At 63.4% G+C, this 15,160-nt stretch carries 10 protein-coding genes and 1 tRNA gene; 10 read left to right on the plus strand and 1 reads right to left on the minus strand.

Going from position 1 to position 15,160, the window contains the following annotated elements; translation table 11 throughout:
- The first annotated feature begins 228 nt into the window (after window positions 1-228).
- The 9 genes from MWN52_RS05935 (at window position 229) to MWN52_RS05975 (ending at window position 12,192) form a co-directional block, all read left to right on the plus strand.
- Complete coding sequence (locus MWN52_RS05935) at window positions 229-3,504, plus strand: TonB-dependent receptor (protein ID WP_130529069.1); 3,276 nt, start codon at window positions 229-231, stop codon at window positions 3,502-3,504.
- A gap of 141 nt (window positions 3,505-3,645) precedes the next feature.
- Window positions 3,646-5,028, plus strand: coding sequence for a nucleotide 5'-monophosphate nucleosidase PpnN (gene ppnN / locus MWN52_RS05940; RefSeq protein WP_130529070.1), 1,383 nt, complete (start codon window positions 3,646-3,648; stop codon window positions 5,026-5,028).
- Between the two features lie 158 nt (window positions 5,029-5,186).
- The gene (locus MWN52_RS05945) at window positions 5,187-5,729 is read left to right on the plus strand and encodes a GspH/FimT family pseudopilin (protein ID WP_286577031.1); all 543 of its coding nucleotides are present in this window, start codon (window positions 5,187-5,189) and stop codon (window positions 5,727-5,729) included.
- Window positions 5,726-6,217, plus strand: coding sequence for a type IV pilus modification protein PilV (gene pilV, locus MWN52_RS05950; protein ID WP_286577032.1), 492 nt, complete (start codon window positions 5,726-5,728; stop codon window positions 6,215-6,217). Before MWN52_RS05945 ends, pilV begins: the two co-directional genes overlap by 4 nt.
- Window positions 6,214-7,377 carry a PilW family protein gene (locus MWN52_RS05955; RefSeq protein WP_286577033.1) on the plus strand — a complete coding sequence of 388 codons (1,164 nt, stop codon included), beginning with the start codon at window positions 6,214-6,216 and terminating at the stop codon, window positions 7,375-7,377. The genes pilV and MWN52_RS05955 overlap by 4 nt, the downstream gene beginning before the upstream one ends.
- A gap of 11 nt (window positions 7,378-7,388) precedes the next feature.
- Window positions 7,389-7,892, plus strand: coding sequence for a pilus assembly PilX family protein (locus MWN52_RS05960; protein ID WP_286577034.1), 504 nt, complete (start codon window positions 7,389-7,391; stop codon window positions 7,890-7,892).
- 8 nt (window positions 7,893-7,900) lie between these two features.
- A complete protein-coding gene (locus MWN52_RS05965; protein ID WP_286577035.1) occupies window positions 7,901-11,614 on the plus strand; it encodes a pilus assembly protein in 3,714 nt (1,237 codons plus the stop codon).
- Entirely contained in the window at window positions 11,611-12,021 is a 411-nt protein-coding gene (locus MWN52_RS05970) for a type IV pilin protein (protein WP_286577036.1), read from the plus strand. Before MWN52_RS05965 ends, MWN52_RS05970 begins: the two co-directional genes overlap by 4 nt.
- 94 nt (window positions 12,022-12,115) lie before the next feature.
- Window positions 12,116-12,192 (plus strand) — tRNA-Asn (locus MWN52_RS05975).
- Between the two features lie 174 nt (window positions 12,193-12,366).
- On the opposite strand, the gene MWN52_RS05980 is transcribed toward MWN52_RS05975, so the two are convergent.
- Window positions 12,367-12,918, minus strand: a complete 552-nt coding sequence (locus tag MWN52_RS05980; protein WP_286577037.1) for a GspH/FimT family pseudopilin — start codon at window positions 12,916-12,918, stop codon at window positions 12,367-12,369.
- 157 nt (window positions 12,919-13,075) lie between these two features.
- Between MWN52_RS05980 and uvrB the strand changes: the two genes are divergently transcribed.
- Window positions 13,076-15,097 (plus strand): excinuclease ABC subunit UvrB, encoded by a 2,022-nt coding sequence (uvrB, locus tag MWN52_RS05985; protein ID WP_286577039.1) that lies wholly within the window; start codon window positions 13,076-13,078, stop codon window positions 15,095-15,097.
- Window positions 15,098-15,160: the final 63 nt, after the last annotated feature.

A 15,160-nucleotide genomic window follows, 5' to 3' on the forward strand; every position in this document is an offset into this window, starting at 1 on the left:
AAGGGAATTATTCCCTTTCTCTCGCGCTGATGCCGCAGCGCGCAAAAGTCGTCACGATCCGGTCACATCACGCCTTTACCGTGTTAACCTGTCGTTAACGCGCGGCTGCCGTGCCTGCCGCGTGTTCCAGGGGCCACATCCTAAGCAAGTCCATGAGAGCCATGCCACACAGCATGGCCGGCCGGCACGATTTTTCTTCTGACCGCCACAAAACTTCGAGGCAGCGCAATGACACATCATCGTATCCGGACTTCCAAACTTGCCCTTGGCCTCCTGGCCGCGCTGGCCGCTGCGCCGGCCATGGCGCAGACCACGTCCGCCGGCGTCGGCGGCCAGGTCGTCGGTTCCGGCGGTGCGCCGGTCGCCGGCGCCGAGGTGACCATCACCCACGTGGAATCCGGAACGGTCAGCCACGCCACCACCGATGCCGCCGGTCGCTACACCGCGCGCGGCCTGCGCGTGGGTGGCCCGTACACCATCACCATCACCAAGCCCGGCGAAGGCACCAAGACCGAAGACGGCGTCTACCTGGATCTCAACAAGATCAACACCGTCGACGCGGCCCTGACCGGCGACGTGACCAACCTGGGTTCGGTGCAGGCCATCGGCTACAGCGGCGGCTCGGACGTGTTCAGCGCCACCAAGATGGGCTCGGGCACCAGCGTCAACCAGCAGACCATCCAGGCGCTGCCCTCGATCAACGGCAACATCCAGGACTACATGCGCCTGGATCCGCGCGTGGCCTTCGTCGACCGCGCCTCGGGCACGATCTCGGCCGGCGGCCAGAATCCGCGCTACAACTCGATCAACATCGACGGCGTCTCGGCCAGCGACACCTTCGGCCTGGAAGGCAACAACATGACCACCCGGCGCCAGCCGGTGTCGATGGAGGCCATCGAGGCCATCGACGTCAACCTGTCCAACTACGACGTCAGCATCGCCGCGGCCGCCGGTGCGACCGTCAATGCGGTGACCAAGTCCGGTACCAACGAGTTCCATGGTTCGGTCTACGGCTACATGCGCGATGGCGACTGGTTCGGCGACAACCCGGACGGCACCAAGTTCAACGGCTTCACCAAGGAGAAGACCTACGGCGCGACCTTCGGCGGCCCGATCGTCAAGGACAAGCTGTTCTTCTTCGCCAACTACGAGAAGTTCCAGCAGGACGCGCCCGGCGGCGACCTGTCCGGCAGCGCGCTGGGCAAGGCCGGCCACGTCATCACCAACGCCGACGTGGCGCTGGCGCAGAGCATCGCGCAGAACGTCTACGGGTTCGACGCGGGCCAGCTGGCCAGCAACGGCAACACCGATCTGGAAGAGTACGCACTGAAGCTGGACTGGAACATCAGCGACGCGCATCGCGCCAGCTTCCGCTACAGCAAGCTGGACCAGAGCAAGCTGCGCATCAACGGCATCAGCAGCACCGGCGTGTCGCTGAGCACCTACTGGTACCAGCACAACAAGACCGTGGAGAGCTACACCGGCCAGCTGTTCAGCGACTGGAGCGACAACTTCTCCACCGAGTTCAAGGCCTCCTACCGCGACTACACCGCCGAGCGCGTGGTGCCGAGCAACCTGCCGAGCATTCAGATCTTCTTCGGCGATGCCACCTCCACCACCAACGGCACCCGGGTCAGCGGCGACTCGCTGTATTTCGGCACCGAGGTCAACTCGCAGGGCAACTACCTGCGCACCAAGACCTGGAACTACACCGGATCGGGCACCTGGACGCTGGGCGACCACGACCTGAAGTTCGGCGCGGACTACGCCACCAACGACATCTACAACCTGTACAGCGCGCAGGCCTGGGGCGTGTACACCTTCTGGGCCGGCGCCGCGGATGCCAACGGCAACCATGCGCTGACCAACTTCCAGAACGGCCGCTGGGCCACCTACAACCATCGCACCGAGTATTCGCCGGGCTCGTTCGCCGCCGACTACAAGAACAGCAACCTGGGCCTGTTCATCCAGGACACCTGGTACGTCAGCCCCAACCTGACCCTGACGCTGGGCGTGCGCGGCGATCGGCCGGACGTCAGCCCGGAGCCGCGTTACAACGCGCTGGCCGATCAGGTGTTCGGCTATGACAACAGCCAGGTGTTCAGCGGTGACTTCCTGGTGCAGCCGCGCTTCGGTTTCAACTACACCTTCAATTCCGAGCGCCCGATGCAGGTGCGCGGTGGCGTGGGCCTGTTCCAGGGCGACGCGCCCCAGGTGTGGATCGGCAACAGCTACGCCAACAACGGCTACAACTACGCGCAGCTGCAGGCGACCGCCTACGATCCGACGCTGCGCTTCTCCCCCGATGGCAACAACCAGCCGGGCTCGGGCAGCTGTAACCCGTATCCGAGCTCGCGGACCGGCTGCCAGATGAGCGTCAACTTCACGCAGAAGGACTTCGAGCTGCCGTCGATCTGGAAGGCCAACCTGGCGTTCGACCACGAGCTGCCGTGGTACGGCGTGGTCGCGTCGGCCGAGCTGATCATGACCGACGTCAAGAACGCGCTCTACTACCGCCGCCTCAACCTGGGTCCGGGCTTCACCGGCCCCGATGGCCGCTCGCTGTACTGGAACCCGACCAAGCGCGGCGCCGCCTATGCGACGTCCGACAACCAGTACGGCCGCGACACCCGTTTCGGCGATGTGTACCTGATCGACAACACCAGCAAGGGCAAGAGCCAGCAGTTCACCGCTTCGCTGACCAAGCCGTGGAGCCCGGGCAGCGACTGGTCCTGGACCTTGGGCTACACCTACACCCATGCGACCGAGGTCGGTCCGCTGACCAGCTCGACCGCCAGCTCCGGCTACACCTACCAGTACAGCTTCAATTCCGGCGAGGACATCTCGCAGACCTCGCGTTACGAGATCAAGGATCGCATTTCCGGATCGCTGAACTGGAAGCACAAGTTCTTCGGTGACTACGACACCAGCGTGGGTCTGGTCTACGAAGGCCGCAGCGGACGTCCGTACAGCTACGTCTTCGTCGGTGACGCCAACGGCGACAGCCGGACCTATAACGACCTGTTCTACGTGCCCAAGGGCACCGGTGACGTGTACTTCGGCAAGTTCAACGCCAACGGTACGGTCGCGGTGGATTCGGCGATGGAGAAGCGGTTCTACGACTGGCTCGCCACGAAGCCGGAACTGGCGGCGTACAAGGGCAGCTACGCCCCGGCCAATGCGTTCCGTACCGGCTTCATCAATACCTTTGATCTGCGTCTGAGCCAGCAGATCCCGGGCTTCTTCAAGGGCAACAAGGCCGAGGTCTGGGTGGACATCCAGAACGTGGGCAATCTGCTGAACAAGAAGTGGGGCAACATCTACGACTACGGCTTCTACGCCGATGCCTCGGTCGCCTCGCTGGTGGGGATCAGTCGGGACGGCAAGTACGTGTACAACTTCACCGGTGCCAGCTCGCCGACCGTTGCCAACTCCGACGCCGACGGCTTCAATGTCGGTGTGTCCCAGTGGTCGCTGCAGGTGGGCCTGCGCTACGAGTTCTGATCCATCGAATTCGAAGCGATACGTAACGGAAAGCGGCCGGGGCAACCCGGCCGTTTTCCTGTGCGCGGCCATGACATATGCGCCATCGGCCGGCTGCGCTACAGTCCCGGGACAAGACAGACGAACAAGCAGGAACATGCAATGAGTGAAGTGGAAACCCGGGCGCTGCCGGTCGTGAGCACCCGCATCTACCCGCGCGGCGGGCTGGATATCCTGTCGCGCACCGAAGTGGCGCGCCTGCGCGACGCCTCGGCCGGCGGCATGCACGAGCTGCTGCGCCGCTGCGCGCTGGCGGTACTGACCAGCGGCAGCGCCTCCGACGACCCGCGCGCCGCGCGCGATCTCTATCCCGACTTCGACATCCAGGTGCTGCAGCGCGACCGCGGTGTCCGTATCGAGCTGCTCAACGCGCCGGCGATGGCCTTCGTCGATGGCGAGATCATCCGCGGCGTGGCCGAGCTGCTGTTCGCGGTGGTGCGCGACCTGGCCTACATGGCCATCGAATTGGGCGAGGAATACGCGAGCGCCCTGGAGACCTCGGCCGGCATCACCGATGCGGTGTTCGGGCAGCTGCGCAACGCGCGCATCATCAAGCCGCAGGAGCCCAACCTGGTGGTGTGCTGGGGCGGCCACTCGATCTCGCGCGAGGAATACCTCTACACCAAGGAAGTGGGCTACGAGCTGGGCCTGCGCGGCATGGACATCTGCACCGGCTGCGGCCCGGGTGCGATGAAGGGCCCGATGAAGGGGGCCACCATCGCCCACGCCAAGCAGCGCCAGAAGCAGGTGCGCTACATCGGCGTGACCGAGCCGGGGATCATCGCCGCCGAGTCGCCCAACCCGATCGTCAATCACCTGGTGATCATGCCGGACATCGAGAAGCGCCTCGAGGCCTTCGTCCGCATCGGCCACGGCATCATCGTCTTCCCCGGCGGCGTAGGCACCGCCGAGGAGATCCTGTATCTGCTCGGCATCCTGCTGCGCGAAGAGAATGCGCATCTGCCGTTCCCGCTGGTGCTGACCGGTCCGGTGGTGGCCGCGCCTTACTTCGAGCAGATCGACACCTTCATCCGGCTGACGCTGGGCGAGGCCGCCGCTTCGCGCTACCAGATCATCATCGGCGACCCGGTCGCCGTGGCGCAGGCGATGAAGGCCGGCATCGCCAAGGTGCGCGAGCACCGCAAGGAGGCGCGCGATGCGTATTACTTCAACTGGTCGATCGATATCCCGCTGGCTTTCCAGCAGCCGTTCGCGCCCACCCATGAGGCCATGGCCCAGCTGGACCTGCACCATGGGCGCGCGCCGCACGCCATCGCCGCCGACCTGCGTCGCGCCTTCTCGGGCATCGTCGCCGGCAACGTCAAGGAGGACGGCATGCGGCGGATCGAGGAATTCGGGCCCTTCGAGATCCACGGCGACCCGCAGATCATGGCCGCGCTGGATGACCTGCTGCAGGCCTTCGTCGCCCAGCGCCGCATGAAGATCGCCGGCGACTACAAGCCCTGCTATCGGGTCGTGACCTGAGGATTGCGCACCTGTCGGACCTTGGGCCGTGCGCGCACGTGCCCTAGGACACCGTCCGCATCGTTCGTCTCCCTGAACCGACCGCCCATCGTGCCACGCTGGGCGGGCGGCGGCGGCTTCCGTAACCTTCATCTGCCGAAAAGGGGATGGGACCGGGAATGGGCCGACGCTCGCAAACGAGGGGCTTCACGCTGCTGGAGCTGATGGTGACGGTCGCCGTGATGGCGATCCTGGCGGCGATCGCGTTTCCGAGCTTCCAGAACACGATCCGTTCGACGCGGGTGGCGACCGCGAGCAATCAAGTGTTGGCCGCGATCGCGCTGGCCCGTACCGAGGCCATCAAGTCACGCGCTGCGGGCCTGTGCCCCAGCGCCAACGCCACGTCCTGCAGCGGCGACTGGTCCGATGGATGGCTGGTCTGGCAGGACCTGGATCGCAATGGCAACCTCGACGGCACCGAGCCGATCGTGAGCTACTCCAGCAAGCCTTCGGGCATCACGGTCACCGGTGGCGAGGCCAATCAGATCAATTTCGATGCCCGGGGCCGGGCGACCGGCCGCGATTCCTCGAACACGGCGCTCACGGGCGGCACCGTATTGACGATCTCTTCCGATCCTTGCCCGTCCGGACAACGGCTGAGGAATGTGCTCACGGTCAATCCCAGTGGCCAGGTCACGCGCGAGCAGGTCAATTGCCCATGAACCACGCCAAGCCAGTCAACGGACATCGCGCCGGCGGCTTCACCCTGCTGGAAGTGATGATCGCCATTCTGATCCTGGGGTTCGGCCTGCTGGGGTTGGCCATGATGCAGACCATGAGCGTGCGTTTCAGCGAGAGCTCGAATCAGCGCACGCAGGCCACGAATCTGGTCTACGAGCTGCTCGACCAGATGCGTTCCAATCGGCTGCTTGTCGCGCAGTACGCGGCTGCAAGCTATGCATCAACTGCAACCGGCACTACCTGCGATTATCCGAAATCTGGCGATGCGGTCAGCGTCTCCGACAGCATCGCGCTCTGGCAGTGCCGAGCGCGCGCGACGTTGGGAGAGGGATCTTCGGCTGTGGTGACGTATGCCAATGGGGTGGCGACGGTGTCCCTCAACTGGAACGATCAGCGCTGGGAAAAGAATCCAGACCGTGCCGACGGGAAATTCAAAACCGGCACCGTCACAATGAGCAGTCGCCTGTGAACGCTTCTACGCGAAAGCATGCCCTTGGGTTATCGCTCATCGAACTGATGATTGCGCTACTGATCGGCTCGATCCTGATGCTGGGTGTCATCCAGGTGTTCTCGGCTTCGCGCAACGCCTATCAGCTGTCTCAAGGCATGGCTCGCGTGCAAGAGAACGGCCGCTTCGCGATGGACTTTCTTCAGCGCGATGTGCGCATGGTGGGTCACTATGGCTGCGTCAACGATCAGGCGCGTCTGCAGACGCCGGGTCTTCTCACTTCTCACGTGACCGCCGGCGACAATCCTCTCAATTTCGCCATTTCATTGCAGGGCTACGAGGCCAACGGGACCGCTCCCGGTGCGTCTGTGAATCTGGCTTCACCATCGGCAGGATGGCAGCCCGGGTTGCCAGCTTATCTATCAGGACTTAATCCCAAGCCCGGTAGCGACATCATCGTGCTGCGGTTCTTCTACGGCAGCGGCGCGCCCATCACCGTTGTTGGCCCGACCCAACTGACCGTGCTGCCGGCAAACTGGGGTGCGTTGACCCTCGATGGCGTAGGCAATCCAGCCTTGTTCGGGGTGAGCGATTGCTCCTATGCGGATGTTTTCCAGGCTAGCGCGACGAACTCGGGCGCCGGCACCGTGACTACCACCGACTCGGGCGGCGTTCGGACCGGCATCCCTGATTTTGTTGGCCACTACACTGCCACGCCCTCCGGCCAGGCCACGTTGTACAGGGCCGAGTCGATGGTCTACTACGTGAGCACAAGGACTGGCTCGCCCGTCTCCTCGCTCTACAGAACCCGCTTTGCTACCAATGTCAACGGCACCGCCGTGGTGACTACGACCGAGGAACTGGTGGAAGGCATCGATAGCCTCCAGCTGATCTACGGCCAGGACCAGTCAACCGACGTCAGTTCGCTGACCGGCAATATCGGCATCATCGCTACGGCCGATACCTTGGGCGCGGCGGTTACCAACGAGAACGCGTGGCGTCGCGTTGAGCAGGTGCGGGTCGGCGTCATTGCCAGCAGCGCGGATGTCGCCGCCTCCGCGCAGCGCACGCAGGGCTCGCTCACTGCGCTGGGGACGACGTTCAATGCACCGAACGATGGACGTTATCGCTCCTCTTACGAGTCGGTCATCGCCCTGCGCAACCGGCTTTTCGGAAACTAAAGGCCAAACCGATGCGATCCGGTTCCCTCCCTTCCTCTTCATCCCAGCAAGGCGCGGTGCTGTACGTCGCGCTGATCATGCTGATTCTGATGGCGCTACTTGGCGTGGTCGGCATGCAGGTCACCGGGCTGCAGGAAAAGATGTCGGCGAACTATCGAAACAGCAACATAGCCTTTCAAAATGCCGAAGCCAGGGCCCGTCAGGCGGAGTGCTATGTCGAGGCTCAAGTCAACCGGGCATCCACCACCTGTGACGCTGTAACGGTGGATCTGGTCTGCGATACCGGCTTCGACGCCACGAGCTGGGCGTATCAGCGCTCGATGAACAACTCGTCCGCGGACAGCACCAAGGTGCGATCCATCGGGCGCTGCATCTCCGGCAACACCAGCTTGGCGATGGGGGGGCGGCCTGAAAGCGAAGATCCCAATCCCGTCTATCAAATCAGCGCCTACGCCACCGATGTGGATACCGCGCCATCGGCCGACGCGGCCGTCGACACCATTTTCCGCCCTTGAGGCTCGACATGAAGCACCGTCGCCTACTGCTCTCCTCCAGTCTCCTTCTTGCCTTGGCCGGAGGCGCCGGATACGTCGCCTACTCGGTCTTCGCGGCGCAGGGCGCGGGCACGCTCTCTCAGTCGCCGCTCAACATTGAGACAAACATCAAGCCCGCTTTCATCATGGGCGTCGATGATTCAGGCTCGATGATCAGTGATGAACTGTTGTTTGCGACGTCGTCCGGCTCCGGATGCTGGAACAACAACACGAAGAGCTTCTTCGCTTCTGACGGAACGCCGTTGGGCTCGGGCACTTGTTACAACAAGGCCGTGAGCAGCGGCGTGCCCAGGGCTGACCAGTACGGCGCCGCGCGCGATCCGGAATACAACCGCGCTTACTTCAATCCAGCGGTCACTTATCTGCCCTGGCAGACATCCGACGGAAGCTATGAGGCCAATTCGAGTCCTACTGCGGCGAAGGAGGATGTCAGATCCAACTCCGGCACCACGTTCGACTTCACCAAGACGCTGGACTCGGGCGCCATTGCCTATACCGCTGGCATGATTCTTTTTGAAGGAACGACCTATCTCAACAGTGACAGTTGTAGCAATACGCCTACGCCAGGCGTCGGTGCGCCGACCAATAAGTGGATCACGCTTTCTTCGAATCTGACGCTCGCGTCGAACTGCAATATCAAGCTGCGCTATTACCCCGCGGTCGTCTATCTGAGTGAGAACGCGACGCCGCCGCCGGGATTTGACCTGAGCAAGCGTGTCCTGATCACCGGCGCCGGTCCGAAGGGAAGCAATCTTTATAAGTACGAATATCTTGAGGGCAACTTCAAAACGGGGGGCGCAACGGCGGTTCAGAATTTCGCCAACTGGTGGACTTATCACGGCAATCGTAACCGCGCCACCATCTCCGCGATGACGCAGTCCATCTCGGAAGTAAAAGACATGCGCGTGGGCTATTTCACGATCAACAAGCGCAATGCGGTGACGATGTTCGATCTGAACGTCGCTGGCGATCGCCAGACACTGTATTCGAACATGCGTGCTTTGACTGGTAATTCCGCCACGCCGCTGCGTCAGGCAGTCCGCTTCATGGGCGACCAGTTTCGTCGAAAGGACATTGGAGCGCCGGTCCAGCTGTCTTGCCAGAAGAACGCCTCCATGCTCTTCACGGACGGATACACCAATGACAGTTACACGGGCGGCGGGAGCATCGCGGTGGGCGACGTCGACGGTTCGTTGCCTGTTCCGCTTAAGGGAAGCCCCTCGACAGATACCATCGCCGATTTCGCGAGCTGGTCTTATGAGAACAATATCCGACCTGATCTGGTCGCTGGTCAGGTGCCGGTGCCGGACGCATGCAGTGGCGCCAACCCGGATCTGAAGCTCGACTGCAACAAGAACCAGCATGTCAATTTCTACGGTATTACGCTTGGTGCGGTGGGCAGAGTGTATGGGGTCGATGCAGCGGCGACAGCGGATCCTTACAAGAATCCTCCCACCTGGTACGCCACGAGCTCCATGAACCTGCAGCCGGCGAATGTCGATGACATCTGGCATGCCGCGCTCAATACGCGCGGCGAGTTCATCAACGCCCAGTCGCCCGCGGAAATCGCGGAAGCCATGCGCCGCATCCTGGCATCGGTGGGCGCCGGTACCACGCCATCGGGAAGCATCGGGCTGACCGGCGCGCGCATCGGCGCCGGCTCGTTGACGGTGGTTCCTGCCTATACCTCCACCAACAACAGTACCGACTGGTATAGCACGCTGACGGCACAGTCAGTTTCTAGCGACATCCTGACTGGTGCGATCTCCTACTCCAAACTTTGGGAAGCCACCGATGCGGGCAAGATCCCCGCTGCGGCATCGCGCAATATCCTCTTCGGCAAAACGGCGGGTGCGGTGAAGCCGGCGGTGTCGGCGTTCACCAGCGCGAATATCGGTGACGCGTCGGCACTTTGTTCCGATGCCTTGACCCGTTGCTCGGCCAATGGTTCGGGCAATGGCATTGTAGGGCCGGGTAGCAAGCTGCAGGTGACCCTGGATCAGGCAGTGGACTATCTGCGTGGCGACCAGTCACTCGAGAAAGATGAGAAGACGCCCCTGCGTACGCGAAGTACCCGACTCGGTGATCTGGTCAATTCGACGCCTGTCATCAGCGCGGCCACCGACGACTATGGATACGCCAATTCCCTGCGCGATATCCAGAGCAATGGCGGCTCTACCTATCCCTTTGCGACCAGCTATAAAGCGTATGTCGCAAACAAGAAGACCCTCGATCGTCCGATGGTGTATGTCGGAGCGAATGACGGCTTTTACCATGGTTTCGACGGCAAGACGGGCGCCGAACTGTTCGCCTATGCGCCCTCGGCCTCGGTTGGGCACATGGGCAATCTGTTGTTCCCGTACAACGCCGACGACAAGAACAACCAGGCCTTCCGTCACACTTTCTTCGTCGACGGACCGTCAGTGGTGTCCGATGCCTACTGGGGATCGACCTGGAAGACGGTGGCGGTCGGTGCGCTGGGCGCCGGCGGGCGCGGTGTGTTCGCGCTCAACGTGACCGACCCCTCCAGCTTTGGCGCGGCCAATGTGCTCTGGGAGATCAACGACAGCGTCAGCACTGGAAACATCAAGAACAACATCGGCTATGTTCTGGGCAAGCCCGTAGTGGTACCGGTCAAGGCCAACGATGGCACGGTCAGATGGAAAGCCATTTTCGGTAACGGTTACAACAGCGTGAGCAATCGTGCAGTGCTGTTCGTGGTGGACATGGAGACGGGCGCGGTCACGACGATCATGGCGAAGGAGGCTGGACGCGATGCCGTCGCCAACGGGCTCGGGAACGTGGTGGTCCTGGATCGCTATGTGGGAACGAGCTCGACCGCTGGGCGCGATGGCTACGCCGACACGGTTTACGCAGGCGACCAGAATGGCGCGGTGTGGAAATTCGACCTTCGCAACAACTCGACTCAGACCGTGCCGCTGTTTGTGGCGAAGGATCCCAGCGGCGCGCGTCAGCCGATCATGGGTGGCTTCGATGCCGCCTCCGGAGCGGGCGGCGGCGTGATGCTGTATTTCGGAACAGGCAGTTTTTCCTTCGAGGACGACAAGAGCGATAAGCAGATCCAGACGCTCTACGGCATCCTCGATTCGGGATCGAGTATCGGTGGGCGCTCCGATCTGCAGCAGCAGACCATTACCTCAGAGACCGACGGAAAGACGCGGACCGTCACATCGAACGTAGTGCCTGCGGGCAAGCGAGGCTGGTACCTGGATCTGGGTGTCAGCAGCGGTGGGGTGGTCGCTGCGTCGGGCGAACGTTTCGTCGGTTACCCGCGCGTCGACAGCGGCCTGGTGTACTTCCCCACGTATTCGCCTGAGAGCAACGGCTCCTGCGCCGGCGAGGGCATCAATCGACTGTACGGGTTGAATGGTCTATCAGGTGGCGCCGGCCTGTCGGTCGTCCGCGTCGGGACGCCAACCGGCTCGACCCCTGGCACGGGCACCGGCGCCTTGACACTGACGACCAGTGGTTCTTCGCCGGTGAAGGATGTGGCCGTGATGTCCACGGCACGTGTGGCCCCGTTGTCCAGCGCGACGCCGACGGCCGCCGAAGAAGACAGTGCGCTGGGTGCGCGCTGCTCGATGGTCGTCCAGGTTGCTGGTGCTGATCCCCTGTATGTGCCCAGGCCCTGTGGGCGTCAGTCTTGGAGACAGATCCGATGAGTAGTCGTGGCAACAGACTTGCGTCTGGCTTTACCTTGATCGAATTGATGATCGTCGTTGCAGTCGTTGCGATCCTCGCTTCGATTGCGTATCCGTCCTACCAGGAATACGTGCGCAAGGCGCGTCGCGCCCAGGCCAAAGCCGATCTTCTGGAGTATGCGCAGCTTGCTGAGCGCTTCCATACGGTCAACAACACATACGTAAACTTCACGCTGCCGACGACGCAATCCCCGCGCGAAGGGGGAACGGCGTACTACACCTTGGCGCTCTCCAATCAGGCGCAGTCCACCTTCGTAATCACTGCGACCGCCAAGGGGCCGCAGAGCTCGGACAAGTGCGGAAACCTGAGCATCAATCAGGCCGGCGTCAAGGGAAACACGGCCGGGACGCTAGCCAGCTGCTGGTAGCGAGAACCGTCGACGGAGGCAGTGCTTTGGCCTGCCTGTCAGCCGGCGGAACCGGTTGCATGAGACGGACCTCGGCCGCTAGAATGCGCTCCCCGCCCGAATAGCTCAGCCGGTTAGAGCACTTGACTGTTAATCAGGGGGTCGTTGGTTCGAGTCCAACTTCGGGCGCCAAGATTCAAGCCACGGGCCTGCAGCGATGCAGGCCCGTGGCTTTTTGCGCTTCCGTCCGCTGGGCCCACCTGCGCAGCCGCCGCTCCGAGGCATGGGCTCGGCCTCACGCGTGTCGGTCCGCCCACGATCATTGACGAGCCGCTTTGATGGGGGACATGGCGGCGCTCGCCCTGTTCAGCTTTCGCATCCCTTCGATGTTCGCGGCTTCTCCACGCGCGTGCGACCGCTCTGGTTGACGATCACCGCCGCGTTGGACGTGTCGCCACGGCACAGCCGGATGGTCAGGTTGGTGCCGGCGGCACTGCCGTTGGCCAGGAAGGTGACCTTGGGGCGGCCCCCGGTGGAGAGGATCCGCAGATCGGGGTCGCGCGGGGCCGATTCCACGCGCAGCAGGTCCTCGCTGAGGTCCGGGCGGCGGTTGCCGTCGGCGTCGAAGAACATGATCCAGCCTTGTGTCCAGTCGCTGTCGTCCCGACATTCCTTCTTGTCCAGCGACGGGCAGACCACCGTCGGGATGCGGTAGCTGATCGCGGTGCTGCGTGCGGACGCCAGGAAGGAGCTGAGCAGGTTGGTCGTGGCCGCTTCGCGCTGGTGGCGCAGCAAGGCGTTGTAGGACGGCACGCCGATGGCCAGGCCGATGCTGGCCACAGCCAGGACCACGAGCGATTCGACCAGGGTGAAGCCGCGGGCGTGTCGTCGGTCCTTGCGGGACGGGCGGATGTTCATCGGGCATTCCTTGTCCGAGTTGGGAGGGGAGGGTCAGCCTCGCTCCTGCGGCCGGCCGCCGACATCGGCGCTGGGCGCACCGATCGGTAGGAAATGTCTGCATCCGGAGCTCACCAACCCCGGCGCTATACTTTTTTTCGACTTCGAAGGCGTGACCATGAGCGAAGACCGCTTCCAGCTCGTTTCCCCTTATTCGCCTTCCGGCGACCAGCCACAGGCGATCGACCGGCTGACCGAGAACTTCGAGGCGGGCCTGGCCAAGCAGACGCTGCTGGGCGTGACCGGCTCGGGCAAGACCTACACGATCGCCAACGTGATCGAGCGCATCCAGAAGCCCACGCTGGTGATGGCGCCCAACAAGACGCTGGCGGCCCAGCTGTACGGCGAGTTCAAGTCGTTCTTTCCGCACAACGCGGTGGAGTACTTCGTCAGCTACTACGACTACTACCAGCCCGAGGCCTATGTGCCGTCCTCGGACACCTTCATCGAGAAGGACAGCTCGATCAACGAGCACATCGAGCAGATGCGCCTGGCCGCGACCAAGACGCTGCTGTCGCGGCGCGATGCGCTGGTGGTGGCCACGGTCTCGGCGATCTACGGCCTGGGTGCACCCGAGGACTATCTGTCGCTGCGCCTGATCCTCTCGCGCGGCGAGCACATCGACCAGCGCCAGCTGATCCGTCACCTGACCGATCTGCAGTACACACGCAACGAATACGAGCTGCAGCGCGGCGCCTTCCGCGTGCGTGGCGAGGTGATCGACGTGCATCCGGCGGAGAACGACGTCGAGGCGCTGCGCATCGAGCTCTTCGACGGCGAGATCGAGGGGCTGACGTTGTTCGACCCGCTCACCGGCGAGACCATCCGCAAGGTGCCGCGTTACACCGTCTACCCGAAGACCCACTACGCCACCACGCGCGAGCGCACGCTCAGCGCGGTCGACACGATCAAGATCGAGCTGAAGGAGCGGCTGGAGCAGCTGTACCAGCAGAACAAGCTGGTCGAGGCGCAGCGCCTGGCGCAGCGCACCCAGTTCGACCTGGAAATGATGGCCGAGGTGGGCTTCTGCAGCGGCATCGAGAACTACTCGCGCCATCTCACCGGCAAGGCGCCGGGCGAGCCGCCGCCGACCCTGTTCGACTACCTGCCGGCCGATGCGCTGCTGGTCATCGACGAGTCGCACGTGACCATTCCCCAGATCGGGGCGATGTACAAGGGCGACCGTTCGCGCAAGGAGACGCTGGTGGAGTTCGGCTTCCGGTTGCCTTCGGCGCTGGACAACCGCCCGTTGCGCTTCGAGGAGTGGGAGGCGCGTTCGCCGCGCAGCATCTATGTCTCGGCAACGCCCGGGCCTTACGAGCTGCGCGAATCCGACGGTGAGATCACCGAACTGGTGGTGCGTCCGACCGGGTTGACCGATCCGGAAGTGGAAATCCGCCCGGTCGGCACGCAGGTCGACGACCTGCTCTCGCAGATCAACGATCGCATCGCGATGGGCGACCGCGTGCTGGTGACGACGCTGACCAAGCGCATGGCCGAGAACCTGACCGAGTACCTGGGCGAGCACGGCATCAAGGTGCGCTACCTGCACTCGGACGTGGACACGGTCGAGCGCGTCGAGATCATCCGCGACCTGCGCTTGGGCAAGTTCGACGTGCTGGTCGGCATCAACCTGCTGCGTGAGGGCCTGGACATGCCCGAGGTGTCGCTGGTGGCGATCCTGGACGCGGACAAGGAGGGCTTCCTGCGCTCCACCGGTTCGCTGATCCAGACCATCGGTCGCGCCGCGCGCAACCTGCGCGGCAAGGCGATCCTGTACGCCGACCGGATCACGCCCTCGATGAAGGCCGCCATCGACGAGACCGACCGCCGCCGCGCCAAGCAGGAGGAGTACAACGCCGAGCATGGCATCGTGCCCAAGTCGGTGGCGCGGCCGATCGTGGACATCCTGGAGGGCGCGCGCGAGGCAGCCAACGAGGATGCGCCCAAGCGTGGCAAGGGCCGCAAGGTCGCCGAGCCGACCGAGGACTACGGCGCGCTCAGCCCGCAGCAGATCTCGGCGCGTCTGAAGACGCTGGAGACGCGCATGTACCAGCACGCGCGGGATCTGGAGTTCGAGGACGCCGCCCGCCTGCGCGACGAGATCCAGAAGCTCAAGTCCGTCAGCCTGACCGTGTGAGGCGGGCGGCTGGCCGGCAGGGGCAGGGGCAGGGGCAGAGAAAAAGCCGCGCAGGGATGTTCA

It is taken from the genome of Pseudoxanthomonas winnipegensis (genome assembly GCF_030322905.1).
GTDB classification, from domain to species: Bacteria; Pseudomonadota; Gammaproteobacteria; order Xanthomonadales; family Xanthomonadaceae; genus Pseudoxanthomonas_A; species Pseudoxanthomonas_A winnipegensis.

Excerpts from the sequence above, each read along its gene's own strand:
- MWN52_RS05935 (WP_130529069.1), top strand. The coding sequence starts at position 229 with ATGACACATCATCGTATCCGGACTTCCAAACTTGCCCTTGGCCTCCTG.
- ppnN (WP_130529070.1), top strand. The coding sequence starts at position 3,646 with ATGAGTGAAGTGGAAACCCGGGCGCTGCCGGTCGTGAGCACCCGCATC.
- MWN52_RS05945 (WP_286577031.1), top strand. The coding sequence starts at position 5,187 with ATGGGCCGACGCTCGCAAACGAGGGGCTTCACGCTGCTGGAGCTGATG.
- pilV (WP_286577032.1), top strand. The coding sequence starts at position 5,726 with ATGAACCACGCCAAGCCAGTCAACGGACATCGCGCCGGCGGCTTCACC.
- MWN52_RS05960 (WP_286577034.1), top strand. The coding sequence starts at position 7,389 with ATGCGATCCGGTTCCCTCCCTTCCTCTTCATCCCAGCAAGGCGCGGTG.
- MWN52_RS05965 (WP_286577035.1), top strand. The coding sequence starts at position 7,901 with ATGAAGCACCGTCGCCTACTGCTCTCCTCCAGTCTCCTTCTTGCCTTG.
- MWN52_RS05970 (WP_286577036.1), top strand. The coding sequence starts at position 11,611 with ATGAGTAGTCGTGGCAACAGACTTGCGTCTGGCTTTACCTTGATCGAA.
- MWN52_RS05980 (WP_286577037.1), bottom strand. The coding sequence starts at position 12,918 with ATGAACATCCGCCCGTCCCGCAAGGACCGACGACACGCCCGCGGCTTC.
- uvrB (WP_286577039.1), top strand. The coding sequence starts at position 13,076 with ATGAGCGAAGACCGCTTCCAGCTCGTTTCCCCTTATTCGCCTTCCGGC.